The 25267-nt window shown below is 66.8% G+C and carries 23 protein-coding genes; 15 read left to right on the top strand and 8 right to left on the bottom strand.

What is annotated here, in order from left to right; all coding sequences use genetic code 11:
• Nucleotides 1–2: 2 nt before the first annotated feature.
• Nucleotides 3–452 (bottom strand): HNH endonuclease, encoded by a 450-nt coding sequence (locus EV649_RS35170; RefSeq protein ID WP_130388011.1) that lies wholly within the window; start codon nucleotides 450–452, stop codon nucleotides 3–5.
• Nucleotides 453–595: 143 nt separating this feature from the next.
• Here EV649_RS35170 and EV649_RS35165 point away from each other — a divergent pair, with 143 nt between their 5' ends.
• From EV649_RS35165 to EV649_RS35145, 5 genes are all read left to right on the top strand, one after another.
• Complete coding sequence (locus tag EV649_RS35165; protein WP_130388010.1) at nucleotides 596–1003, top strand: DUF3151 domain-containing protein; 408 nt, start codon at nucleotides 596–598, stop codon at nucleotides 1001–1003.
• A gap of 43 nt (nucleotides 1004–1046) precedes the next feature.
• Nucleotides 1047–1784, top strand: coding sequence for a 2-phosphosulfolactate phosphatase (locus tag EV649_RS35160; protein WP_130388009.1), 738 nt, complete (start codon nucleotides 1047–1049; stop codon nucleotides 1782–1784).
• Nucleotides 1785–1938: 154 nt separating this feature from the next.
• Entirely contained in the window at nucleotides 1939–3144 is a 1206-nt protein-coding gene (locus EV649_RS35155; RefSeq protein WP_130388008.1) for an MFS transporter, read from the top strand.
• Between the two features lie 83 nt (nucleotides 3145–3227).
• Nucleotides 3228–4127 carry a CBS domain-containing protein gene (locus EV649_RS35150; RefSeq protein ID WP_130388007.1) on the top strand — a complete coding sequence of 300 codons (900 nt, stop codon included), beginning with the start codon at nucleotides 3228–3230 and terminating at the stop codon, nucleotides 4125–4127.
• Complete coding sequence (locus EV649_RS35145) at nucleotides 4124–5455, top strand: DEAD/DEAH box helicase family protein (protein WP_157996374.1); 1332 nt, start codon at nucleotides 4124–4126, stop codon at nucleotides 5453–5455. Before EV649_RS35150 ends, EV649_RS35145 begins: the two co-directional genes overlap by 4 nt.
• 9 nt (nucleotides 5456–5464) lie before the next feature.
• On the opposite strand, the gene EV649_RS35140 is transcribed toward EV649_RS35145, so the two are convergent.
• Nucleotides 5465–6283, bottom strand: a complete 819-nt coding sequence (locus EV649_RS35140; protein WP_130388005.1) for a helix-turn-helix transcriptional regulator — start codon at nucleotides 6281–6283, stop codon at nucleotides 5465–5467.
• 57 nt (nucleotides 6284–6340) lie between these two features.
• Between EV649_RS35140 and EV649_RS35135 the strand changes: the two genes are divergently transcribed.
• Together EV649_RS35135 and EV649_RS35130 are read left to right on the top strand one after the other, a co-directional pair.
• A complete protein-coding gene (locus EV649_RS35135; protein WP_130388004.1) occupies nucleotides 6341–6817 on the top strand; it encodes a VOC family protein in 477 nt (158 codons plus the stop codon).
• A gap of 267 nt (nucleotides 6818–7084) precedes the next feature.
• On the top strand, nucleotides 7085–8365 hold the full coding sequence (locus EV649_RS35130; RefSeq protein WP_130388003.1) for an adenylosuccinate synthase: 1281 nt from the start codon (nucleotides 7085–7087) through the stop codon (nucleotides 8363–8365).
• A gap of 24 nt (nucleotides 8366–8389) precedes the next feature.
• Here EV649_RS35130 and EV649_RS35125 read toward each other — a convergent pair whose 3' ends face one another.
• A complete protein-coding gene (locus tag EV649_RS35125; RefSeq protein WP_130388002.1) occupies nucleotides 8390–10231 on the bottom strand; it encodes a serine/threonine-protein kinase in 1842 nt (613 codons plus the stop codon).
• 30 nt (nucleotides 10232–10261) lie between these two features.
• Nucleotides 10262–12262 (bottom strand): sialate O-acetylesterase, encoded by a 2001-nt coding sequence (locus EV649_RS35120; RefSeq protein WP_157996373.1) that lies wholly within the window; start codon nucleotides 12260–12262, stop codon nucleotides 10262–10264.
• A 176-nt stretch (nucleotides 12263–12438) separates the two neighbouring features.
• Here EV649_RS35120 and EV649_RS35115 point away from each other — a divergent pair, with 176 nt between their 5' ends.
• Entirely contained in the window at nucleotides 12439–13035 is a 597-nt protein-coding gene (locus EV649_RS35115; RefSeq protein WP_130388000.1) for a DJ-1/PfpI family protein, read from the top strand.
• Here the strand turns inward: EV649_RS35115 and EV649_RS35110 are convergent.
• Nucleotides 13024–13725 carry an SDR family oxidoreductase gene (locus EV649_RS35110; RefSeq protein WP_130387999.1) on the bottom strand — a complete coding sequence of 234 codons (702 nt, stop codon included), beginning with the start codon at nucleotides 13723–13725 and terminating at the stop codon, nucleotides 13024–13026. The two genes, EV649_RS35115 and EV649_RS35110, sit on opposite strands and share 12 nt — an antisense overlap.
• A 90-nt stretch (nucleotides 13726–13815) precedes the next feature.
• Between EV649_RS35110 and EV649_RS35105 the strand changes: the two genes are divergently transcribed.
• The 3 genes from EV649_RS35105 (at nucleotide 13816) to EV649_RS35095 (ending at nucleotide 16158) form a co-directional block, all read left to right on the top strand.
• On the top strand, nucleotides 13816–14400 hold the full coding sequence (locus tag EV649_RS35105; protein WP_130387998.1) for a TetR/AcrR family transcriptional regulator: 585 nt from the start codon (nucleotides 13816–13818) through the stop codon (nucleotides 14398–14400).
• Nucleotides 14401–14416: 16 nt separating this feature from the next.
• Nucleotides 14417–14812, top strand: coding sequence for a PPOX class F420-dependent oxidoreductase (locus tag EV649_RS35100; protein ID WP_157996372.1), 396 nt, complete (start codon nucleotides 14417–14419; stop codon nucleotides 14810–14812).
• A 158-nt stretch (nucleotides 14813–14970) separates the two neighbouring features.
• A complete protein-coding gene (locus EV649_RS35095) occupies nucleotides 14971–16158 on the top strand; it encodes an alginate lyase family protein (RefSeq protein WP_130387996.1) in 1188 nt (395 codons plus the stop codon).
• A gap of 4 nt (nucleotides 16159–16162) precedes the next feature.
• Here the strand turns inward: EV649_RS35095 and EV649_RS35090 are convergent, their stop codons facing one another.
• Nucleotides 16163–16969, bottom strand: coding sequence for a siderophore-interacting protein (locus EV649_RS35090; protein ID WP_130387995.1), 807 nt, complete (start codon nucleotides 16967–16969; stop codon nucleotides 16163–16165).
• A gap of 115 nt (nucleotides 16970–17084) precedes the next feature.
• Between EV649_RS35090 and EV649_RS35085 the strand changes: the two genes are divergently transcribed.
• From EV649_RS35085 to EV649_RS35075, 3 genes are all read left to right on the top strand, one after another.
• A complete protein-coding gene (locus EV649_RS35085; protein ID WP_130387994.1) occupies nucleotides 17085–18152 on the top strand; it encodes an iron chelate uptake ABC transporter family permease subunit in 1068 nt (355 codons plus the stop codon).
• Between the two features lie 115 nt (nucleotides 18153–18267).
• Nucleotides 18268–19305, top strand: coding sequence for an iron chelate uptake ABC transporter family permease subunit (locus EV649_RS35080; RefSeq protein WP_130387993.1), 1038 nt, complete (start codon nucleotides 18268–18270; stop codon nucleotides 19303–19305).
• A 3-nt stretch (nucleotides 19306–19308) separates the two neighbouring features.
• Nucleotides 19309–20190 (top strand): ABC transporter ATP-binding protein, encoded by an 882-nt coding sequence (locus tag EV649_RS35075; RefSeq protein ID WP_130387992.1) that lies wholly within the window; start codon nucleotides 19309–19311, stop codon nucleotides 20188–20190.
• Between the two features lie 7 nt (nucleotides 20191–20197).
• On the opposite strand, the gene EV649_RS35070 is transcribed toward EV649_RS35075, so the two are convergent.
• The gene (locus tag EV649_RS35070; protein WP_157996371.1) at nucleotides 20198–23503 is read right to left on the bottom strand and encodes a S8 family serine peptidase; all 3306 of its coding nucleotides are present in this window, start codon (nucleotides 23501–23503) and stop codon (nucleotides 20198–20200) included.
• 83 nt (nucleotides 23504–23586) lie between these two features.
• On the opposite strand from EV649_RS35070, the gene EV649_RS35065 reads away from it, so the two are divergent.
• Nucleotides 23587–24534 carry a LysR family transcriptional regulator gene (locus EV649_RS35065; RefSeq protein WP_130387990.1) on the top strand — a complete coding sequence of 316 codons (948 nt, stop codon included), beginning with the start codon at nucleotides 23587–23589 and terminating at the stop codon, nucleotides 24532–24534.
• On the opposite strand, the gene EV649_RS35060 is transcribed toward EV649_RS35065, so the two are convergent.
• Nucleotides 24498–25223 (bottom strand): MBL fold metallo-hydrolase, encoded by a 726-nt coding sequence (locus EV649_RS35060; RefSeq protein ID WP_130387989.1) that lies wholly within the window; start codon nucleotides 25221–25223, stop codon nucleotides 24498–24500. The two genes, EV649_RS35065 and EV649_RS35060, sit on opposite strands and share 37 nt — an antisense overlap.
• Nucleotides 25224–25267 lie beyond the last annotated feature (44 nt).

Below are 25267 nucleotides of genomic sequence, written 5' to 3'. Positions count from 1 at the left end.
CGTCATGTGTCTATGACGAGCTCGGCGCGGGTTGGTACCCAGGGTTGCCAGAGGAGCGGCATGTTGGCCTCGGACGGGGTGCGGTTGCCTTTCCGCTCGTTGCAGGAGGCATGGGCGGCCACGGCGTTCAGCCACTCGGTGCGGCCGCCCCTGGACCTGGGTTGAACATGGTCCATGGTGTCGGCGTTCTCGAGACCGCAGTACGCGCACCGGAACTTGTCCCGTCGCAGGACGCCGTGCTTGCTGTACTTCATCCGGCCGGCCGCGTAGCGCCAGTGCGTCACGACGTACCGGACCAGGCGGAGGACTCGGGGGACCGGAAACGGGCCGATAGTTCGTTCTCCGTGCGACTCTTCGACCACTGCGACCTCGCGCACCAGCATCCGGATGGCGTGCTGGATCGAGACGGTGTGCAGCGGTTCGTACGACGCGTTCAGGACTATGACGCTCATCCGGTGCCTCCTTCCGGCCGTAGCTGGGAACCACGGCGGTTGATGCAGGGTCTCAAGCATCCGTGGCCGCTGGGTGAACGGTCAACGGATTTCGCCAGACGGTCACGTGCCGTTACGGCTGCGTGATCAGCGAAGATGTGCTTATGGAATTGAACAATCTGCTGTCCGGTCCACCCGAGACACTACTACCGGTCGACCCGGCCGCGGCGGAACTCGCCGACGGGGCCGCTCCGGCGGACGTCGCGGCCAAGCACCCGACATCGTCATTGGCCTGGGCGGTGCTCGCCGAGGGGGCGCTCGCCGACGGGCGCACGATCGAGGGGTACGCGTACGCGCGCACCGGCTACCACCGGGCCCTCGACCTGCTCCGCCGCAACGGCTGGAAGGGCCACGGGCCGGTGCCGTGGGAGCACGAGCCGAACCGTGGGTTCCTGCGCGCGCTCGCGGCGCTCGGGAAGGCCGCGGCGCTCATCGACGAGAAGGACGAGGCCGAGCGCTGCGTCACGTTCCTGCGGGACTCGTCGCCGGCTGCTGCCGACGCACTGAGCTGAAACCTGCTTGTGGGGTTGGGCGCCCGGCGGAATGATCTGCCGGGTGGCCAGCCCTTACGCGCAGGACGGATTCGGCATCGGGTTCGAGTGGGGGCCGGCCGGCGCCGGGGTCGTTGCCGGTGACATCGTCGCGGTCGTCGACGTGCTGTCGTTCACCACAGCGGTGACCGTCGCGGCCGACCTCGGGATCGACGTCTACCCGTACCGATGGCGGGACGCGACGGCGGTCAAGTACGCCGAGCAGTACGGAGCGAAGCTGGCCGTCGGCCGTTCCGAGGCGGGCCCTGACGGCGTCAGCCTCTCGCCGGTGTCGATCAGGCGAGTGACCGGAATCACCAAGCTCGTGCTGCCGTCGCCGAACGGTTCGACGATCGCAAAGCTGCTTAGCGACAGCGGCGCGACGGTGCTGGCGGTGTCGTTGCGCAACCGGCGGGCCGCCGCAGACTGGGTGAAGCAGCACGGTGCCGGCCGCAAGGTCGTTGCGATCGCGGCAGGGGAGCGGTGGAAGGACGGGTCGCTCCGGCCCGCGGTCGAGGACCTCTGGGGAGCCGGCGGGTTCCTGAGCGCGCTCCAGGGCGACAGCCTCTCCCCGGAAGCACGAGCGGCGGTGGCGGCGTACGACGCGGTTGCGGACGACCTGCCCGCGCTCCTGCACGAGTGCGCCGGCGGCCGCGAGCTCACGCAGTACGGCTTCGGTGAGGACGTCGCGATCGCGGCCGAGGTCGACGAAAGTGACTCGGTGCCGGTGCTCGAGGGCGGTACGATGTTCCGGTCAACCTGAACCATCAAGGTTTCTGCCCGTTGACAGTGCCGGCAGGCGGTGAGCGTCCCCGCTTCCTGTCGAACATGGACGGTTCTAGGCGGATGGACAAGACCGGCGAAGCTGGACGCCCACGGTCGGGTCCCCGCCCCATCGGGCAGCGGAAGGTCTCACCGTGCCGGCTCTCACCGGACGGATAGACGCGCCCACCAACACCTACGCAGCGGTACTGCGTACTCCCGGCGCGTGGAAGTTCTACCTAGCGGCGGCCCCGGCACGGATCGGGATCGCCATGACCGGCCTCGGCATCGTCTGGCTGGTCCACGGATCAACTGGCTCGTACGCCGCGGCCGGTAGCGTCACCGGCGGCTTCGCAGTCGCCGAAGCGGTCGCCGGGCCGCAGGTCGCCCGGCTCATCGACCGTTTCGGTCAGACCCGCATGTTGCCCGTCACGCTGCTGGCGCACGCCACGACGATGGCGCTGCTCATCGGCCTCACCGTCTCGCACGCGTCCCTGTGGTCACTCATCGTGGCCGGTGTACTCGCCGGTGGATCGCTACCGCAGCTGAGTGCGCAGACCGGGGCGCGTTGGTCGCACGCCCTCCGGGACACACCGCTCCTGTCCACCGCGTTCGCCTTGGAGGCGTTCAGCGTCGGCATCGCGTTCATGGTCGGCCCTGGACTGGTCGGCATCGTGAGCTCGTCCATCAGCCCGGCGATCGGTTCGATCCTCGCGACGAGTCTCCTGCTGTCCGGTGGCTTCCTGCTGGCAGTGCAGCGAGGTACTGCGCCGCCGCCGAGCACGCCAGGTCACCATCAGAGTCCCAAACGCCTGCTGCACAAGCGATTCGTCGGCCTGGTCGGGACGAACGTCGGCATCGGCCTGTTCTTCGGCAGCATGCAGGTCTCGGTCACGGCGTTCGCAGTCGCACGAGGTACGCCGGGTCTCGCCGGACCGCTCTACAGCATCACCAGCCTGGTGAGTTTGTTCGCCGGTCTCCTGTACGGCGCGAGGCGCTGGCGGATCGCTCCGGAGACGCAGTTCGTCATCGCCTTCGTCTGGCTGACCGTGAGCTGTCTGCCCTTGATCGCCGTGCACAGCCCACTGACCGCAGCGTTCGCGCTGGCGCTCCCCGGCCTGGCGATCGCGCCTTTCCAGACCTTGTCGGCGGTGCTGACCGAGTCGGCCGTCGACTCCGCGGTCCTGACCCAGGCCTTCACCTGGGTGAACTCGGGCGGCGCAGCAGGTATGGCGCTGGGCTCGGCGTTCGCCGGCTGGGTCGTCGACGGGCACAACCCGCAGTACGGCTTCGCGGTCGCACTCGGAGCGGCGCTGATGGCAACGGCAATGGCGGTGACGGTGAAGGTCAGCAATAGGTGATCTGATGTATCTACGATTCAGACTGAGGGAGTGGCAACTAGGCTGTCGTGCGCTAGATTACATCGCATAGGTACGCAGTTCGAATGCGGAGGGAAACGGTGCAAAAGGCACCAGGCGACGATGTCGAGGCCGGATCAGCGCAAGAAGCAGCACCCGAAGGCGGCGATGTAGTCGAGATGAATGAGATTGGTCATCGGATCGCGTTGGAAGAAGTCTTCCATCGCGCGAACAACGTGCTGCTTGACGAGCAGATTGTCCGATCAATCGATCCTGACAGTACGTGCGGTGAAGCAATCGAAATCATGCTCGCGCATGGGTACTCGCAGCTACCAGTTGTAAGGTCCGGTGAGGTACTTGGATCCTTCTCGTTCCGGTCGTTCGCCGTGATCGCTGTGGATAACCCCTGGCGGACTCCCCTGAAAGATATGCCTGTTGAGGAGTTTCTGGAGCAATTGCATATCGCACATTCTGATGCTGAGCTGTCATCGCTGTATGCGTCGCTTGACAGTGACGACGCAGTGTTGATCGGATCGCAGAACGATCTGCAGGCGATCCTTACACCTGCTGATGTTCGGAAATATCTCGAAGGACTCACCGAACCGTTCGTGCAGCTTGGCGAGATTGAGCGTTGTCTACGAGCTGTTGTCAAATATGCGCTGGCGCCAGCCGAATTAGAAGAGTGCGTTAATCGCGTGCTCAGAATCCGTTACGCCGGCAGAGAGCAAGAATTGCCGGCGACAGTTGAAGCTATGACGCTCAGTGAGATCATAGACGTGATCGGGAATAAGCACAACTTCTCAGCATTCGCGCCGCTGTTGGGGCCTCGGCGAGAGATATTCACCACCCGATTTTCGCAGCTGGGTAATCTGCGAAACGTCGTGTCTCATTTTAAACGTGATCTCTCCGATGAAGAACGCCAGAGGATTGCGGGTGCGCGGAGTTGGCTGCTTCGCAAGTTGCGCGGAAGTGGAGCAACACTGTGAGCATCGAGCGGAGTGAGGTGGCGAGGCTGCAGCCGTATCAGCAAGAGCTCGCTGAGGTAGTTCGCCCAGCAGGAGTCAGGGCTGTGCTGAGCGCGCCAACCGGATCAGGCAAAACCGCTGCGGTCTTGTCGCTGCTACTTCAGATCGTCCAGGATGAGCCAGCGGCGAATTGTCTATATATCGCCCCTCTTAAGATGCTTGGGGACCAGTTTGAAGCGAGGGCAATAGACCGCCAGTTGAAAACCGTCTCACTGCAGAAGCGCCGACTGCGCTCTCACCCGAGTGAAGTCGCTGCGCCATCTGAAATGCGGGCGGCTTCTGTAGCGGTCGCCACGTCTGCTGACTTTCGCGACCCATGGGTGCGCGCAACTCTTGCGAACGTAGTTTGGGACATCATCGTTTTCGACGATGAGCAATTCGTCGCCTCTCATGCCGATATTGTCTTAGAATTCACATTAACGCACTCGCTGCGAACCTTGGTGATAACGCGCGCCTTGCCTCCAGAGTTTGAGTCGTCCGACTGGGGCGTTATTGACTGGTCGGGTGTTCTCTACTCCTATCCCGGTACGCGGTCGAAGATCTTTCCGCGATTGCATGTGGTGCCGTTCGGGCGAAGCGAACAAGAAGAAGAGGTCTTCGACTTGGTTCGCGCAATCGATGACCTAGGACGGGGGGTTCTCGATGAGATCGTGTCTCAGATCGATAGTGCTGCGTATTCAAGTCTCTATGCGCTTCAGGCTGCCTCTCTGCATGCGTTGCATGAGGCCATGCCGATTCGCAATGCACTCCTTCATGGCAGTGTAGGTCCGCGTGATGATCGTCAGATTGAACGACAGGATGCAGGTGATCGGGCCAGACTCGTTGCGGCAGTTGCGATGATGGAACGTCTCGTCGACCTCATTGAAGCAACAGAGTCCGACGCGCGACTCGAAGCGCTAGTGACCGCACTCAGTCGAGATCTGCGGGCGAGCGTCGATGACCCGGTCGTAGTATTCACATCCCGGACTCAAACTCGAGATCTTCTCATCGCCGAACTTGAATCGGTCGCGCCTAGCGTTGGGTCTATTTCAGACCAACGCTTTGCGGGTGGTGATCAGTCTGATGCTCTGATTATTGTCGATGACAGTTCGGTCAAGGGATTCGAGTTGCCATCCCGCAGAGGTATCGCATTTGACTTACCTAGTGTTGAGAATTCGCTCGTTCGGATGAGTCGTCTTCGGAGCGGCGAAGGCGCGCCAGCCGAGTACTGGCTTCTGCTTGATGTCTCGCGGTCATCTCACTCACAGACTGACTCGGTCGATGCGCTGATTCAGCGCTTCCGCGAGTGACGGTGAAGTTCAGCGGTAGGTGATCTGGCGTTCGGCCGCGGCGCGTGCCGCGTACTCGGCCGGCGTCAGCCCGATCTGCTGCTTGAACTCCTTGGAGAAATGAGCCTGGTCGAAGTAGCCGAGGGATGCGGACAGTTCCGCGAGCTCGGCGACTTCGCCCTGGGCGAGCAGTTCCGCGCCGTCGTGCAGCCGATAGCGCCGCAGCACCCACTTCGGACCCACGCCGACGTACCTCCGGAAGAGCCGCTGCAGCGTGCGGATCGGTACGCCGAAACGCTCGGTGATCTCGTCGACGCGGGCCACCGAGCGGTCGGCGGCCATCGTCGACACGATCTCCCGGACCAGCTCGTACGACGGATCGGGCGGAGCCAGGTGATCGCGCAGGAACGCCTCGAACACCGCGCGCCGCCGTACGTCGGACTCCGCCTCGAAGACCAGGTCCGCGAGCCGATCGCCGTCGGGGAACACCTCGGTCAGCGGCAGCACCTCGTCGCGGAACGAGCCGACGTCGAGACCGGTGATCGCGCCGAAGCCACCGGCCCAGAACTTCACGCCGAACGCGCGCCCGCGCCCGCGGAGTTCGCGCTCGAACTTGCGGGTGCAGACGCCGTTCACGAAGGCGCCACCCGGCTGCTCGAACGTCACGTTCACCGCCGGGAACGGCAGCACCTCGGCCGTGTACGGCTCGTCGAGATCCCACTCGACGATCCAGTACCACTCCACGAACCGCCCCGCCTCCGGCCCCGCGGTAAGCCGGTTCAGCGAGCGGTGCCGGGCCTGCTCGCGGGGATGCAGGATCCCCTTCTCGCTGCTGGATGGATCGGTCAACGCCGGCTGTCGCTTTCTTACAAGACCGTTCGGGGCTCAGCAGATTGACTGTGAGTCATGACGACGAACACCGTAAACCCCATCCCCGACAGTTATCACTCGCTGACGCCGTTCCTCGCCGTCGCGGACGGGCCGAAGGCGATCGAGTTCTACACGTCGGTGTTCGGCGCCGAGGTGATCAGCCGGCAGGACATGCCGGACGGAAAGGTCGCGCACGCGGAGCTGAAGTTCGGCAACTCGATGCTCCAGATGAGTGACGAGATGCCGCAGATCGGGCTGCGCGCGCCCGCCGGCGACTGGGTGCACTCCTCGCTGGTGCACTACGTGCCGGACGTGGACGCGACGTACGCCAAGGCGATCGAGGCGGGCGCGAAGTCCGTGGAAGAGGTGCAGACCTTCGTGACCGGCGACCGGTTCGGCACCGTCATCGACCCGTTCGGGCACCGCTGGGCGATCATGACCCGGGTCGAGGACGTCTCCCGCGAGGAGGCCGAGCGGCGGGTCAACGAGTGGCTGGCGGCCGGCGCGAAGTGAGTGCATAAGGAAGCGGCCCGCCGGAACCGTCCCCTGCGGCAGTTTCGGCGGGCCGCTGACTAAGAGTGTGCACGCGATCACGGAAAATGGCAACCCGTCACCTGATGGAACAGCGACTTGAAACGATCGCTGGAGGGTTGTGGACAAGCCCGAAACGAGTGAGCTCCGGTCCGGTAGGCTTTGGTCGCAAGAGCCTGGATGCGTTGCCGGATGAAGGTCCGGTGAACGTCTCCGGGCTTCACCGTTTCAAAGCACAGGAGGGCTGAGATGCCCGCAATCGTGCTCGTCGGCGCCCAGTGGGGCGATGAGGGCAAAGGCAAGGCGACCGATCTGCTCGGCAACACGGGCGAGGTCATCGACTACGTGGTGAAGTTCAACGGCGGTAACAACGCCGGCCACACGGTCGTGATCGGGTCCGAGAAGTACGCGCTGCACCTGCTCCCGAGCGGCATCCTCACACCGGGCGTCACCCCGGTGATCGGCAACGGGGTCGTGGTCGACCTCAGCGTGCTGTTCGAGGAGCTCGACGCGCTGCAGGCGCGCGGAGTGGACACCTCCCGGCTGGTGGTCAGTGCGAGCGCGCACGTGATCCCGCCGTACAACCGGACCCTCGACAAGGTCACCGAGCGGTTCCTCGGCAGCCGCCGGATCGGTACGACGGGCCGTGGCATCGGTCCGACGTACGCCGACAAGATGAACCGGATCGGGATCCGGATCCAGGACCTGTACGACGAGAAGATCCTCGAGCAGAAGGTCACCGGTGCGCTGGAGCAGAAGAACCAGCTGCTGGTGAAGGTGTACAACCGGCGCGCGGTCGAGATCCGCGAGGTCCTCGACGAGCTCCTCGGGTACGCCGACCGCCTGAAGCCGATGGTCGCCGACACCAGCCTGCTGCTGAACAAGGCGCTCGACGACGGCAAGACCGTGCTGATGGAGGCCGGTCAGGCCACGCTGCTCGACGTCGACCACGGCACGTACCCGTTCGTCACCTCCTCGAACGCGATCTCCGCGGGCGCCTGCACCGGCACCGGCATCCCGCCGACCCGGATCGACCGTGTGATGGCCGTCGTGAAGGCGTACACCACCCGTGTCGGCGAGGGTCCGTTCCCGACCGAACTCCTGGACGCGGACGGCGAGTGGCTGCGGCAGCAGGGCTTCGAGTTCGGTACGACGACCGGCCGCCCACGTCGGTGTGGCTGGTACGACGCGGTCATCGCCCGGTACGCCGCCCGCGTGAACGGCGTCTCGGACTTCGTCCTCACCAAGCTCGACACGCTCACCGGTCGCGAGCGGATCCCGGTCTGCGTCGCGTACGACGTGAACGGCGTCCGGCACGACGAGATGCCGATGACCCAGACCGACTTCCATCACGCGGTGCCGGTCTACGAAGAGTTCGACGGCTGGTCGGACGACATCACCGGCTGCCGTACCTTCGAGGACCTGCCGAAGGAGGCGCAGTCGTACGTCCGCGCCGTCGAGTCCCTCAGCGGCGCCCGGATCTCCGCCATCGGCGTGGGTCCGGAGCGCAGCCAGATCGTCCAGCTCTGAGACGAGCCGAGGATCTCCCCGTCGTCAGTTGCCGATGATGGGGAGGTCCCGGATGAACGGCGCGTTGCGCAGGTCGCCGAGCGTCGGGCGCTCGATGTTCGGCGTCTGGATCGGACTGCGCGCCCAGCCGGCTCCCTCGCCCTGCGTGGCCAGGTAGAACGTCACGCCGCCGATCGCCAGCAGTACGACGGCCATCAGGCCGGAGAACCAGTGCGGCCGGAACGTGTTGCGTGCTGCGATGTGCGCACCGCGGCGCAGCGAGCTGCCACCAGGCCCCCACCAGCAGCAGAACAGCGCGGTCAGTGCCGCCGTACCGAAGCCGACGGCCGAAAGCGGCCGCCACTCGAGCCCGTACGTCGACGCGGCGACGCCGGTGACGATGCCGCCGACAACCACCGCCGTGAGCAGCGGCAGGATCAGGCACGGCAGCGTGATCAGGACGGCAGTGGCTAGCTGTACGGGGCTGGCGGCCAACGCAATAACGCCGTCCGACTTCCCGGACCGGCCGCGGACCTGACGGCGCCGCATGAGCGCCGTACTCGAGCGGTCGACCGTCCGGGCGAGGACCAGCAGCAGGATTGCCACTACTGTGCCGAGCCCCGGAGTCAGGGCGACCAGTCCGGTGAGCGCGAGCATGAAGCCGACGACGACCGCAGTACGCCGACCAGTCGGTGGAGACTTGACCGGTTGAGCGGGTTGAGCTGGGACAGGCACCGGCTGAGCAGGCTGCTGGTAAGGCGCCGGAGGACCACTCTGGTACGGCGGCGCGCTTTGGTACGGCGCAGGCGCATACGGGTTGTAGACAGGAGGTGCCTCGGCGACCGGCTTCTTCGTGGCCGCGTCGCGGATCTTGTCGCGCATCGGAGCGAATGCGGACAGCGGCGGAATCACCGGCGGAACCAGTTGCGCCACCTGGGTCGGCGTCGGACCCGTCGGCTCCTCGACCGGGGGCTCCTCCGTCGGCATGAGCCTCGTCACCAACTTGGTCGGCGGTACGGCGGCCACGGTCTGAGCTTCACGTGGCGGGAGCGCGTCGCGACCCTCGGCGTACCGGCTGAGGCCGGTCATGATCTCTTCCTGCGTCGGCCGGTCGGCCTTGTTGGGTGAGAGCGCCGCGGCGAGCAGCGACTTCAGTCGCGGGTCCAGCCCGTCCAGGTCGGCCTGTCCCGAGTGCACCCGCGCCAGCACCGCCTCGAACGGTCCCTTGCCGAACGGCCGGCGTCCGGTCGCGGCGAAGGCCGCAGTGGCCGCCCAGCCCCACCAGTCCGCGGACTGCGACACCATCTCGCCCTCGATGAGCTCAGGTGCCAGGTAGCCCGGCGTACCGATCACCAGACCGGTCTGGGTGAGTCGCAGGTCGTCGGCGGCCTGTGCGATGCCGAAGTCGATCATCACCGGCTTGCCGTTGCACATCATCACGTTGCCGGGCTTGAGGTCGCGGTGGATCACTCCGGCGGCGTGGATCGCCTGGAGCGACTCTGCGAGGCAGCCGGCCAGTGGGAGCCACTTGCGCGGGGTCAGCGGCCCTCGCTCGTCCACCTGTTCGTCCAGTGGGCGGCCAGGAACGAAGCGGGTCACCAGGTACGGCCGCTCGCCCTCCAGGTCGTGGTCGAGGATGCCGGCCACACCGGGGTGGTTCACCTTCTGCAGCGTGGTCGCTTCGCGCTGCAACCGTGCCCGCGCGATCGGGTCGTGCGCCACGTGCGACCGCAGCACCTTCAGCGCAACCTCTTGGTGCTCGGGTCCCTCGGCCAGGTAGACGACACCCATGCCGCCCTGTCCGAGCCGTCGGATCAGCCGATATAGCCCGACCCGCTCTTCCACCTCCTCTTCGTGGGTGGAAGGCGGCCCCCCTGTCACTGACATGCCTTCTACGGTACGTCGACACCAGACCAATCAATCCTGATCGGAAGGGTGAAGGTCAGCAGACCTGTTCCGATGGCGTTCGTGATCCACGGGCCCGCACGCAGATGAGCCTGGTAGGTGAGGGCAGTCGCTCCGGTTGGCGGACCGGACAGCTGTAGTACCAGCTTGCCCGGTTGGTAGGCGACAGATGTCACCGTGACCGCAGCACCCATCCACTCGGAAGTCAGCAGCAACGCCTTCCTCCACAGTAAGTGGATCGGTCGATCGCAGCTGGACTGTTAGCTGTAAGCCACTGGCCGTGACGCTGCGCGGGTTCGGCGGAGCCACACCGGCGGACGGCCCGCCGTACAGGTCGCGGGCCAGTACGGCGTACGCGTGGTCACCCATGTCGCGGTATCCACCGGCGTATGCGTAGTGGCAGCCGTCGTGGCCTGACAGCCCTGTGGTCGACAGCACGGTGACGCCGAGCGTGTCACCCATCTCACGCTGTGCTTCGCGGAGACTCGTGCTGGTTGAGTTGCCGCAGGGCGACGTACGGACTTGGTAGACGTAGTACTTCGGTGTCGTGCCGAAGTCGGAGCGCCAGTCCTGCAGGAGCGACGTGAAGCCGCTGACGTGCACGGCCGCGTTGTCGTTGTCGGATTCGCCCTGGTACCAGAGAACGCCGCGGAGGTGGCCCATGATGCCGGCGGCCACCAGGCGCTGCCGAAGCCGGCCGTAGTTGGTGGCGATGTCGTCCGGGTTCGCGTCGTTGCGCTGGAAGAAGCTGATCGGCTGACCGCCGTGCGCGCCGTTGATGAGTGCGATCGGGACCTTGTACTTGTCGACGAGCTGCCTGCCCATTCGGATCGCCCATTGCCCGACCGAGCCCGACTGCCGGGACACGTCACCGGTCGCGTAGCCCCAGACGCGGTCCGCGGCGGAGATCGTCGGATCGGAGACCGGACTGCCGAAACTGCGCAGGTACGGCGATTCCTCGCCACTCGCGGCGCCGTTGTACATCGACGCTTCGGCGTTCGACTGCCCTTGGACGACGTACGCATCACCGGACACGATGCCGTCACGGCGAGCCACCACCCGGCCGAGCGCCAGCAGTTCGAACGTGTACTCGTGCAGCCCCGCCGTGATCCGCGGCGTGAAACGGAACTGCCTCGATGCCGACGTGTAGACGTCGGTCTTGCCGTTGCCGATCACCTTCAGCTGCACGCTCTTCACCCTTGGATCGGTGATCCGGCCGGCGACGGGCACTGCCGCGCCGCCGGACGCGTCCCGGGGAATCAGCTGACGGTCTTGAGGTGACTCGGTCAGGGTGACGATCGAAGTGCGCACGTACGCCGTCAGCCGACGCTGGGTGTACTGAGCTGCGTTGTCGGCGAACGTCCAGTCCGGATCGGCGGTGGGCCTCGCGCCGATGCCGAGCGACAGCAGACTGGTGTCCGACTGGGTGAAGGTGTTGATCGCGAACACCGGCTTCGCGGGCACGGTCGACGGCCGCGTCGGCCCGACCTGCGAGACCTGGAACGAGCCGTAGCCGAGGGTCGTGGTCGGGCTGTCGTCGGCGTCGTACGTAGCCGCCGACGCGTTCGCCACTTGGGCACTAGCCGTCTTCGCGTACTGGTTCGGCCACATCTCCAGGTAGCCGGACTGACCTGTGCCCTCGGTCACGCCGGGCACGTTGGATCGCACGTCGAGATCGCCGACGCGTTGGCGCACGATCTCGCCCGGCCGGGTCGGCAGACCGATCCGCCGGGCGTCGGTGCTGAACGGTTCCATCGCCGTCCACACCCACTGCCCGTCGAGTTCCAGGCAGTAACCGACACGGTCGAAGTTGGGCCCGATCTCGGCGGTCCGGTCGAGGCTGTAAGGCGGTGTGGTGTTCAGGTAATTGGCGCGTTCGGGCAGATCCAGTTGCAGGACGGGTGTGAATCCGGCGGCTGCGGCATCACACGCAGTGGCAGCACTGGCGGGTGTCGGTAGGACGACAAGGGATGCGGCGAGCAGAGTCAGGACAACAGCGGCAGGACGTCTCACGGTGGACCTCCAGGGGCGGCGGGATGTCTCTCCACCAGATGTAGCGGCCTGATGACCCTGGTGCGAGCGGCAAGCGCTCAGCGGTGCCAACCGTGCGCCGAGAGGTGGCCAGAATCTTGCGAACCACGGCCTCGTGGCCACTGGCTCCAGTCCCCGCATCCCAGTTGGGTGGAGGTATGCGGATCGAGATTCTGGTGTTCGACGGTGTGGACGAGATGGACGTGATGGGGCCGTTCGAGGTGTGGAGTCACGCGTCGAGGCGGCCTGGGTTCGACATGGCGCTGGTCGGGCTGGACGGGCCGGCCGAGGTCACCGGGCTGCACGGGCTGCAGTTCAAGGCACCTGAGGGTCTCGGGCAGCCGGATGCGCTGTTCGTACCGGGTGGTGGCTGGATGAACCGTGCGGAGACGGGTGCGTGGGCCGAGGCGCGGCGTGGCGTGATGCCGGCGCGGATCGCCGAGTTGGCGCCGTCGCTGCAGTGGATCGGCGCGGTGTGCACCGGCTCGATGCTGCTCGCCGAGGCCGGCCTGGTGAAGGGCCGGCCGGCCACGACGAACCGCGGTGCGTGGGCCGAGCTGGAGGAGTTCGGCGCCGAGCTGAAGAAGAACCGCGTCGTCGACGACGGCACGCTCGTCACCGCGGGCGGCGTCACCTCGGGGATCGATCTGGCGCTGTACGTCGTCGAGCGCGAGCTCGGCGCTGACGTGGCCGACGGAATCGCGGGAGCCATGGAGTACACCCGCGACCGCGACGTCTACGTGTCAGCCGGCTAGCTCGGGATAGACGGCGGTCAGGTCGAGGGCCATGGCGGCCTTCGCGCCGCGGGCGGTGTCGTCGGCGAGGACCTCGTACGCGCCGGACTCGATGCCGTCGAGGGCTTGCTTGGCGATGTCCTCGGGGCGGGACTTCGGTGCGGTCACGGCGGTCACCATGTCGGTGTCGACGTACCCCATGTGCAGGCCGGTGACTCCGATGCCGCGGTTCAGCAGTTCGAGCCGGATCGCGTTGGTCTGCAGCCAGAACGCGGCCTTGGTCGCGGAGTACGCGCCGTGCCGGGCGACCCAGGACAGGGCCGAGTGGGCGTTCAGGAGATGGCCGCCGCCGTTGCGCTCGATGATCGGGACGAACGCCCGGGTGAGCTGGAGCGGGCCGAAGAAGTTCGCCTCGAAGACCGCGCGGACGTCCTCGATCGGGGCGTCGAGGTAGGTGTCCGGCGAGCTCGCGCCGGCGTTGTTGATCAGCACGGTGACATCCGGCGCGGCCGCGGCCAGTGCGTCGATCGAGGCCTGGTCGGTGACCTCGAGCGGCAGCGGTACGACGCGTGGGTCGGTGCTCGGGCGGGGACTGCGGGCGGTCGCGTAGACCTTGGCCGCGCCGCGGGTGAGCAGGTCGTCGACGATCGCCTTGCCGATCCCGCGCTGCCCGCCGGTGACGAGGACAACGGCGCCTTCGAGTGTGGTCATCTGAAACTCCTGAGGATGGAAACCGATCTGTTTCAGCCACCGTAAACCGATCGGTTTCCGAATTCAAATCCAGCCGGTACCCTTCAATGCATGAGCACTTCCGCAACTCCCCGTGAGCGGCTTCTGGACGCCGCGGGCGAACTCTTCTATCGCGACGGCGTCAACATCGGCGTGGACGCGCTCTGCAAGGCGGCGGGGGTGTCGAAGAAGTCCATGTACCAGCTGTTCCGGTCGAAGGACGAGCTGATCGCGGAAAGCCTGGCCAGCCGCGGTCCGGCGTACCAGACGTTGCTGCACCCGGGCGCCGAGGACGACCGCGCGCCGCGGGAGCGGATCCTCACCGTGTTCGACCGGCAGGACGCCATGGTTGCGGCGGGCAACTACCTCGGCTGCCCTTATGTGAGTACGGCGGTGGAGCTGAAGAACCCCGAGCACCCGGGGTCCGTGGTGGCGCGGCACTTCAAGCAGCAGCTCACCGACTTCTTCCACCGCGAACTGGTGAAGGCCGACGCGGAGGATCCGTCCACGCTGGCCGTCCAGCTCACGATGATCTTCGACGGCGCGGCCGCTCGTGCCGTCGTCCGCGCGCAGCCGCTCGGCGGCATCGGTGCGACCACCGCGGCCGCGCTCCTCGACGCCGCAGGCATCCATGCGGGTGAGCTCGCCCTCAGCTGAGCCTATTCTCGCCACCGTGGAGATTCCTGGTGAGTTTCATGACCTGCTGACCTCGACGGCGATCGCGCTGGTGGGGACGATCGGCAAGCGCGGCGAACCTCAGGTGACGCCGCTGTGGTTCCTGTGGGACGGCGAGCGGGTGCGCATCAGCCTGGTGGACGGGCGGCAGAAGCTGCGCAACCTGCAGCGGAACCCGGCGATCTCGGTGGTGGTCGTCGATCCGGCGCAGCCGACGTACTACATCGAGCTGCGCGGCCGGATCGACGACTTGGTCGCCGATCCGGAGTTCGCGCTGGAGCAGGCGATCGCGCGGAAGTACACCGGCAGCTGGTCGGATGTCGAGCCGCCGGGTACGACGCGCTACGCGACGAGCATCGTCGTCGACCGCATCACCAGCCAGCTCGGTCACTAGTGGGACGGGAACGCCTTTTGTTCCACGGGAAATGGGACAGAAGAGCCCTCTGTTCCAGGGAAGTTCCGGTACCGGCGAGGTCTTGACCGTGGCATCGGGCGTCGTGAAACTGCGGTGGAAACCGCTGTCCTACCGCCCCCGAAGACAGGACACCGCCCATGCGAAAGATGCCCTTCGTCCTGGCCGCCGCCTGTGCCGCGCTGGTTGCCGGGACCCTCAGCAGTCCGGCAGCCGCCTCGTCGCAATCGGTCGGCGCGCCTGCGACGTTCACCCATCCCGGTGTCGGGTCGAGTCAGGCTCAGCTCGACTTCGTTCGTGCCAAGGTGCAGGCCGGCGCGCAGCCGTGGACCGACGCCTTCAACCAGGCGAAGAACAGTGCGTACGCCTCCCTGTCCCGTACGCCGAAACCACGCGCGGTCGTGGAGTGCGGTCCGTACTCGAACCCGAACTACGGCTGCACCGACGAACGTGAGGACGCCATCGCGGCGTACACCGACGCACTGCTCTGGTACCTCACCCGCGACGACCGCTACGCCCAGAAGTCCATCCAGCTGATGGATGCGTGGTCGGCGACCATCCAGGACCACACCAACAGCAATGCGCCGCTGCAGACCGCCTGGTCCGCGTCCTCGTGGCCGAAGGCCGCGGAGATCATCAAGCATGTGTACGGCAACTGGCCGAACTCCGGCCGCTTCGCCACCATGCTCCGCAACGTCTACGTCCCGGAGATCATCAACGGCTCGAACTCCAACGGGAACTGGGAGTTGAGCATGATCGAGGCGCTGCAGGGCATCGGGGTGTTCCTCGAGGACAAGGCGATCTACGACAAGGCGATCGCGCTCTACCGGCTGCGCGTACCGGCGTACGTGTACCTGGAGTCCGACGGCGCGCTGCCGAAGACCGTGCCGAGCCAGAACCTCAACACCCGCGACAAGATCGTCAGCTACTGGCAGGGCCAGGGAACGTTCGTGACAGGCTTGACTCAGGAGACCTGCCGCGACTTCACTCACACCGGCTACGGCATCTCGTCGATCTCACACGTGCTGGAGACGGCGCGGATCCAGGGCATCGACATGTACCCCGAGTTCGGTGAGCGGCTCCGTCAGGCGCTCGGTTTCCAGTCCAAGTGGGAGCGCAACCTGGAGCCGGTGCCGTCGTGGCTCTGCAAGGGCACGCTCAAGCGCGGGCTCGGACCGATCACCGAGGTCGGTTACAACGCGCTGCACACGCGGCTCGGGATCGCGATGGCGAACACCCAGGCGCTGACCGAGTCCCGGCGGCCGGCGGGCTCCAACAACCTGTTCGTCGCGTGGGAGACGCTGACCCACGCGGAGAACCCGTCCTAGCGCATCAGCAGTGCGCCTCGCCGCGCTTCCAGTAGCCCTGGAACGAGATCGCCGACTTCGGCATCCCGACGGCGTTCACGAGGTGGCGACGTACCTCTTTGATCATCGACGACTCGCCTGCGACCCACGCGTAGTCAGGGTCGAACGGCAGCGCTCCTGACTTCACCGCGTCCACCAACGAGCCGTCAGTCACCCATGTGACCTCAGCCGAGCTGGCCAGCGGCCGCACGTCAGCAGCATCCGGTACGGCGACGAACACCGCGGCCTGTACTGCGGCCGGCAGCTCCTCCAGGATCCCGGCCAGTGCCGGCAATGCCGTCTCGTCCGCTACGAGGATCCGGCGCACGCTGGTCGCCGGCGGGACGTAGTCGACGCCAGAGTGCAGGAGGCCCTTGGTGCTGGTCGTGTCGACCGCGAACGGCAACAGCAGGCCCACCTGGTCGCCCAGCTCGGCTTCACTCACCCACGCTGATGCAGGTCCGTTTACTCCGTGCAGGACGAACTCGACGTCCAGTTCGGCCACCTCCGGCCGGAGTGCTCGCACGGTGTAGGTCCGCATGATGAAGCGCTCTTCCACCGGCTGGGCGCACCACTCGGTGTACCACTCGGGTCCAGACGGCAGTCTGATCGCACTGCCGTTGGGCGGGGCGAGCAGGATCTTGATCCGCTGGTCCGGTCCGGCGGTGACCGCCTCCGCGATCCGCGGTGCGACGAACGTCACGCGGCGCAGGTGCGGGCTCAGGTCCTCAACGGCCGCCACGGTGGCCAGGAGCGAGTCGAAAACGATCGATCGCTCGAGCACAGTCGTCATGCGCTGGTTTCTCCATAAACTCTGGCAGGGGAGGCTCAGATGCGGACCCGAGGGCGGCCGGGTTATTCTGAGGCATCTAGAGGTTAGCCTTACCTAAGAGGATCCCGAAAGTCCAATGCCCCCGCCCAGTGCCATGGTCGAAGCCGGCCCGGAGACCGCTGTCCCGTCGCGCCCGCGCCGAACCCGGCGGACCACGCTCGTCCTCGGGTTGGTCGGTTGCGTCGTCCTGCTGGTCCTGGTGTCGCTGCTCAGCATCGCGATCGGGTCCAAGCAGATCCCGTTGTCCACGGTGATCGATGCCCTCCGCCACTACAACGAGTCCGACACCGATCACGTGATCGTCCGGTCACTGCGTGTGCCGCGGACGCTGATCGGCCTGATGGTCGGCGCCGCGCTCGGTCTGTCCGGGGCCCTGATGCAGGGCGTGACCCGGAACCCGCTGGCCGATCCGGGCATCCTCGGTGTGAACGGCGGTGCGGCGCTGTTCGTTGTCGGGGGCATCTACTGGTTCGGGTTGTCGTCGTTGACGTCGTACGTCTGGCTTGCGTTTCTGGGCGCGGCCGCGGCGTCGGTCGCCGTCTACCTGCTCGGTTCGATGGGACGCGAGGGCGCGACGCCGGTGAAACTCGCGCTCGCCGGTGCGGCGCTGACCGCGATGCTCGGGTCGCTGACGACGGCCTTGCTGATCGGTGACGTCGACACCTTCGACCAGTTCCGGTTCTGGTCGGTGGGATCGTTCGCCGGCCGCGGCCCCGACATCGCGAAACAGGTGGCGCCGTTCATCCTGGTCGGGATGGTGCTTGCCATGTTCTGCGGGCGAGTGCTGAACGCGTTGTCGCTGGGGGATGACGTGGCCAAGTCACTCGGTCAGCGGGTGGGACTCGCCCGCGTCTTCGTCGCTGTGGTCGTCGTGCTGCTCTGTGGTGCGGCGACCGCGGCGGCTGGGCCGATCGGGTTCATCGGGTTGACCATCCCGCATGTGGCGCGGCTGGTGACCGGACCGGACTACCGGTGGATCCTGCCGTACTCGATGCTGCTCGCGCCGATCCTGCTGCTCGGGTCCGACGTGATCGGCCGTGTCGTGGCGCTGCCCGGTGAACTGCAGGTCGGCATCGTCACCGCAGTGCTGGGCGCTCCATTCTTCATCGTCCTGGTACGACGCCGAAAGCTGGCAGACCTGTGACCGTACTGATGCCGCGACTCCGTCGCGGCGGGTCATGGGGCTGTAACTCCCGTCCTTCCCTCGTCGCTCCGGTCGCTTCGCTCCCTCCGCTCCTCAGTCCAGGACGGGAGGCCCCATGACCGGCGAAGCGGTCCAGGTCATCGCTCGGGCGCGCGCGGCCCGGCAGGCCCGTTCGCTGGTCGTCATCGCCGTCCTCGCGGTTGTGGTGTTCGCGACCTTCTGCGTCTCGCTGTCGCTGGGTGATTTCAAGATCCCGGTGATCGACGTGGTGAAGACCCTGTTCGGCGGCGGCGACCGGGCGACCGAGTTCATCGTCAACCGGCTGCGGTTGCCCAGGGCACTCACCGGGCTGCTGGTCGGTACGGCGTTGGGCCTGTCGGGAGCGATCTTCCAGAGCATCGCCCGCAACCCGTTGGCGAGCCCGGACATCATCGGCGTGACGTACGGCGCCAGCGCGTTCGCCGTGTTCGCGATCATCACCCTCGGGCTGACCGGGGTCGCGGTGTCGGCGTTCGCGATCGTCGGCGCGGTGCTGACCGCTTTCATCATGTACGTGCTGGCGTGGCGGCACGGGGTGTCGAGTTACCGGCTGATCCTGATCGGGATCGGCATCGGCGCGATCGCCACGAGCATCACGTCGTACCTGCTGACCAAGGCTCGGGTGGAGATCGCGCAGCAGGCCCTGATCTGGCTGACCGGGAGCCTGAACGGGCGGGACTGGTCGAACGTACGGTCGCTGGCGATCACCTTCGTCGTCCTGCTTCCGGTGATGGCACTACTCGTGCGGCAGCTGCGGATCCTGCAGCTCGGCGACGAGACGGCGTACGGGCTCGGGCTGCGGGTCGAGGTGGCGCGGCTCGGGTTGATCGTGGTCGCCGTACTGCTGGCCGCGGTGGCGACGGCGGCGGCCGGGCCGATCGGGTTCGTGGCGTTCGTCGCGCCGCCGATCGCGCGCCGGCTGACCCGGTCGCCGGGGCCGGCGATGATCACGTCCGGCCTGCTCGGGGCGCTCGTGGTCGGGCTGTCGGATCTGGTCGCGCAGCACGCATTCGGAGAGACGCAGTTGCCGGTCGGTGTGGTGACCGGCGTGGTCGGAGCGCCGTACCTGATGTTCCTGCTGGCGCGGGCCAACCGTGTCGGGAGTGGTGGCTGAAAGATGGAGAACCCTGTGGAACACAGCTTGGCAGCGGACGGTCTCGCGGTCGGGTACGACCAGCGGGAGATCATCCACGACCTGTCGGTGCGGATCCCGACCGGGAAGATCACGGTCATCGTCGGCGCCAACGCCTGCGGCAAGTCGACGCTGCTGAAGACGCTGGCGCGGTTGCTGAAGCCGTCGCGCGGGACGGTGCTGCTGGACGGGAAGAGCATCCAGCAGATCCCGACGCGGGAGGTGGCGACCAAGCTCGGCCTGCTGCCGCAGTCGCCGACAGCACCGGAAGGGATCACGGTCTCGGACCTCGTCGGTCGTGGGCGGTACCCGCGGACGCGGTGGATCCGGCAGTGGTCGCGTTCCGACGACGAAGCAGTTGCGGAAGCGATGACGTCGACCGACGTGCTGTCGATCGCGGACCGGCCGATCGACGAGCTGTCCGGCGGTCAGCGGCAGCGGGTGTGGATCGCGATGGCGCTGGCGCAGGAGACCGACATCCTGCTGCTGGACGAGCCGACGACGTTCCTCGACCTGACGCACCAGTTCGAGGTGCTCGACCTGCTGGTCGACCTGAACAAGTCGGAGGATCGAACGATCGTGCTGGTGCTGCACGACCTGAACCAGGCCTGCCGGTTCGGCGACCACCTGATCGCGATGAAGGACGGCGCGATCGTTGCCGAGGGCAACCCGTCGCAGGTCATCACCGAAGAGGTCGTCCAGGACGTGTTCGGGCTGGCGGTCAAGGTCGTCCCGGACCCGGTCGCCGGCACCCCGATGGTCGTCCCGATCGGCCGGCACACCACCCCTGCGCCGAACAACCTGGCGGCGAAGGCACTGGCTGCCTCCGCCGCCGCGAGCGGTATCTGCCGTCCGACAGACGCCTAGGTCCTAGCTACCGCAGGTTGTACGCGCGGATCACGGTGTAGTCGACCGTGCCGCCGTCGGCACGTTCCGCAGTGGCCCGGAACGACACCGAACCCTTCGACGGGTGACGCAGGGCGGCGAGCCACGTGTCAGCCCCGGTCTGGATGAGGGTGGTGGTGCGCCAGGTGGTGCCCTCGTCGTACGAGACGTCGACGGTGATCTTGCGTGTCGCGGACGGCGTCGAGCCCGGCTGTGTCTTCAGGCTGACCGGCACGAGGTACGCCGTACCGGCCGGCGCGCTGTTGTTCAGATCGACCGCCGGCGTGAAGGAGAACGACGACAGCGGCAGGTAGGTCCACTTGTCGGTGCCGACCTCCGAGGACTTGAAGGTCCACGAGCCACTGATCTTGGTCGATGTGTTGAACCCGGTTGGCCGATTGACCTCGTACTCCAGCCGGTACGGCGTTTCCGCGGCCGGCACCGGCCCGCTCGCGTCGTAGAAGTACGTCGGGATCTCGGCCAGCCGCACGCCGTTCTGGTAGAACCCGACCCGGCCGCTGTCGAGCAGCGAGTACCCGGTGTGACCGGAGTCGTCGCCGAACGGCGGCACGTTGAGCACGATCGTGTTGCCGACCCGGGCGACGTACGTGCGTGCGTTGAACTTCGGTCCGGCCGGTCCACGCTGCCAGTCGACCGTGTAGTGACGACCTGGCTGCCAGGTGGTGCCGTCGTACCAGAACTGTGTCTGGCTACCGCCGCTGATGTCCCAGCGGTTGTTCCAGGTCACGCCCTTCGCGCTGTAGTAGATGGTCCGGACGCCGGGTACGTCGTACAGGATCGCTGCCGAGATCGCACTGCCACCCTCGGCCGGGAATCCCCAGTTGTGCATGAAGCCGGTCTGTTTGACGGGCCAGACGCTGTGGTTGCGGGTGGTCACTGTCGCCAGTTCGCTCTGGCGGACGGTGTGCTTGTAGTTGGTGAGGAAGCGTCCCCGGACGAAGTCGACGATGTCGTACTCGTACGGCGAGTTGTAGAACGTGCCGTCCGCAGTCGGCTCGGCCCAGCGACTGGTGACGTCTGTGAGCAGCGTGCCCTCGTCTGCCGTGACCTCGTCACCCAGGTCCGCGGTGAAGAGCTTGCTGAAGTCAGGCCCGGTAATACGGGCGTCGATCGCGTAGCCGCGCGGCAGCACGCGATAGGCACCGACGGAGACCAACTTGGTCCTGGCCGAGGCCTTAGGGACGGTGACTGACACCGGTGTGCCCTTGCGGGCATCCAGTTCGACCACACCGTCGTCCGAGTGACCGACAGTGAGGTTCGGCTGCACCAGCAGAGTGGAGCTACCGTCCGGGCTGACCACCGAGGCCTGCACGTGGTACCGGCCTGGCCGCAGCTGGGCAGTGACTGTTCCGGACGCGCTGTACGGGAACTTGAAGACGTCCAGATCCAGTCCAGTCGCCCAGATCGCGTAGTCGGCCGCCGGTGCACCGGTCCGGTCGGTCACCTTGAAGGTGACGGTCCGTGCCTCGTGTCCCTTCGTAATCGTCAACGGCACGCGCACCGACACACCATCGGCGTTGGTTGCGGCCAACGCGCCGGTGAACAGGCCGGTAGCCGACTGCACTCGGGTGTCAGCGGTCAGTACGGCGTCCGCCGTACCTCCAGCCGGTACGACGAGCTGGGCCGGAGTGACTGTGAACAACCCGGCCGGAGCAGGAGCGTTGTCCGGTCCGGTCACCGCGGTCGACAGGTCGAGCGTCACGGGGGACGTGCCTTCGTTGCGATACGTCACGGTCTTGGTGACCGGTGTGTCGTCCTCAGCCGGCCAGGGCTGGGAGCCGAGAGCCAGGCTGGAGACGCTGGGCAGGACGGCCTGCTGGACCGCGCGGCCGACATCCACTCGGCCGGCGCCTTGCTCGAACACTGTCAAGGCGCTGTTCGGCTTGGCCGACGCCATCAGCGCTGCCTTCAGGTCGGTCGCGGACCACCCGGGGTGCTGCTGCTCGAGCAACACCGCGGCTCCGGCGACATGTGGCGTGGCCATCGACGTGCCGTTGAGCTGGGTGTACCCGGGGGAGTACTGCGGATAGTCGGAGCCCTTGGCCAAAGCCGCGACGATGCCGACGCCGGGAGCGGTGATGTCCGGCTTGATCGCTCCGTCGTTCCGCGGGCCGCGGTTGGAGAAGTCGGCCAGGTTGTCCTGCTTGTCGACCGCGCCGACCGCGAGCGCCGCATCGGCGGTCGCCGGTGACGAGACCCCGCCCGTGGCGCCGTTGTTGCCTGCGGCAATGACGAAGAGCGCCCCGGTCTGGGCGGTGAGGCGGTTGACGGCTTCCTCGAGTACGTCGATGCCCGGGTAGTCGTCGCCGCCGAGGCTCATGTTGATGACCTTGGCCTGGGGCGCTGCCCACTCCATGCCGGCCAGGATGGCCGACTCGGCACAGTTCCGCGTGCTGCAGACCTTGCCGATCAACAGGTTCGCACCGGGTGCGACGCCCTTGTACTTGCCGCCCGACGCCGCGCCGCTGCCGACGATCGTCGAGGCGACGTGCGTTCCGTGTCCGACGTTGTCCTCGGTGTCGGCGGCGTCGCTGAAGTTCTGTTCGCCGATGATCTTGCCGGCCAGGTCCGGGTGGGTGTCGTCGATGCCGGTGTCCAGCACGGCCACGGTGACACCCGTTCCGTCGTACCCGGCTGCCCAGGCGGTGGGCGCGCCGATCTGCGGGACACTCTGGTCGAGCGACACCTCGCGCTTGCCGTCGAGCCAGACCCGGGCGATCCCGGGTGCGGTGGTCCGCTTGGTCGTGGTGCCGGTGGTGACGTCGGTCCAGAAGTCGCGGGCCTTGGTCTTACCGACCTTGATCGCGGCTGCGCGCAGGGCAGGCAGGTTCTTGGTGACGCGGGCTGCTCGGAGCTTCGGAGCCGCGGTCGCGCCGTACGACACGATCGTCGGCACCTCGGCCACGTGTGCGTCGTCGTACCCGGCCTGGACCAGTCCGGTGACGTCGAAGAGCCGCTGGTCGACCTGGTTTCTCGAGACGAGGCCGAGGGCGTCGTTCGGTACGACGTACTGGTGGCCGTCGCGCTGGTACTGGGTGAAGCCGAGCTGTTCCCGGCCGGGTGCGGGGTCGAGCGTGATCCGGTTGCCGTCGACGAAGACCCGGTCGCCGGTGAGCAGTGTGACCCAGCTTCCGGTCGGTTTCGCGGCCTGCCGGGTGGTCCAGCCGGTCGGCTCTGCTTCGGCATGGGCGGTCGCAGCGGTCAGGGGACCGGCGAGGAGGGCGGTGGTCAGCGCGAGAACGGTCAGGCGCCGGCGCCGGGACAGTCGAGACATAAGTCTCCTTCCTGATGCGTCAGGAAAAGTCTGGGATCCGGACAGCCCCCTCAGGTACTCCGATTTGCCCATAACATCGCGTTATGGATCTGGAGATCCGCCACCTCCGGGTCGTCGCCGCGATCGCCGAGACGGGCAGTATCAGCCGGGCGTCGGTGCTGCTCGGCCACAGTCAGCCGGCCGTCACCGGGCAGCTGCAGCGGATCGAACGCCTTCTCGGCGGTCCGCTCTTCGCCCGGGACGGAAGCGGTGCGCGACCGACCGCGCTGGGCACGATCGTCCTGTCCCACGCGCAGAGCATCATCGCGTTGCACGACGACCTGGTGCGTGACGTCCGGCGACGAGAGACCGGCGCGGACCTGGCAACGCTGCGGCTCGGCGCCACCGCCGGACCGATGGCGGCCGCCTTGGTGACCGTGAGCCGGCAGGTCCTGCCGGACGTCGAGGTCTCCCTGCACGTCTGTGATTCGGACGAGGAACTGATCGAACTTCTCGCCGAGGCCCGGCTCGAGCTCGGGCTGACGCAGGACTATCCCGGCTACGAACTGCCGGTGCCGGACGGTCTGACCGAGGCGGAGCTGATGGTGGAGCCGGCGTTCGTCGTGCTGTCGAAGGACCACGCACTCGCCGGTGAGACGGAAATTCCGCTCGCCGCGCTGGCCGGCGAGCAGTGGCTTCCCGGCGACGGGAACGACCTGCGGATGCGCTCGATGTTCCGCGAGGCGTGCCGCCGGGCGGGTTTCGTGCCGCGCCGGATCCAGCCGACGAACGCGAGCGTCGTGTTCTCGCTGATCAGCCAGGGCCACGGCGTCGCCGTGTGCCGAGCAGTCACGGTCGAACGCGAGAACGTCGTCGTACGCCCGCTGGCCGACGACCCGATGTGGGTCCGCGAACGCCTCGTCTGGTCGCCTGCCGGTCCGGTCGCCGAGCACGCCCAGCAGATTCGTGACGAGCTCCTGGCCGCTTACCAGGCCCTTGCCGACGTGACGCCGGCCTATCGAGCCTGGCGTGGCAGGCGCAATCCGTCATAGGCCACGCGCCAGTCGCTGAGGTCCGCCTGGAGTGCGGTCGGCGAGAGATGGGTCAGGATCAGCTCTCGACAGGTCAGGGCATTGCGGTGCTTCGCCAGCGTGTCCAGGTCGAGGTGCCAGCGGATCGGAGTGAGGCTGTATCCCTCACAGAGGAAGAGATCGGCGCCGTCGGCCGCGTCCAGAAGTGCGTCCGTCCACTCGGTGTCACCGGAGTACGTGACCGTTCGCTCGGGCGTTTGCACCCGCACGGCGTACGCCGGCGCACCGGATGCGTGCCGCACCTCGTAGGGCGTGATCCGCAGGCCTTCAATTTGGCGCGTACGGCGATCGGCGTGCTCGTGGATGTGGACAGCGAAGCGGCGACGGACTTGCGACGAGCCCGGGTAGAGCGTCTCCATGGCAGTGGTCAGGCGGGCCTGGGTGCCGGGTGGGCCGACGATGGTGAGGTCTTCGGTGCGGCGGCGGAACTGGCCGTCGAGGATCAGGAACGGCAGTCCGCCGAAGTGGTCGCCGTGCAGGTGGGTGATCACGATCGTGCGGATCTCGTTCGGGTCCAGGGACTGTTGACGGAGCGCGGTCAGGCTGGTCGCGCCGCAGTCGACGAGCGTCTGGGTACCGATCGCGATACAGGTCTGGAAACGCCCGCCCGATCCGAAGGCGTCTCCGCTGCCGGCAACAGTCACGTCCACTTGTCCACAGTCTCAGAGAGAAGGCTCGGATTTCGTCGGTCGGG

Source organism: Kribbella sp. VKM Ac-2569 (assembly GCF_004216905.1).
Lineage (GTDB): Bacteria > Actinomycetota > Actinomycetes > Propionibacteriales > Kribbellaceae > Kribbella.
This window is presented reverse-complemented; position numbering and strand designations above follow the sequence as displayed.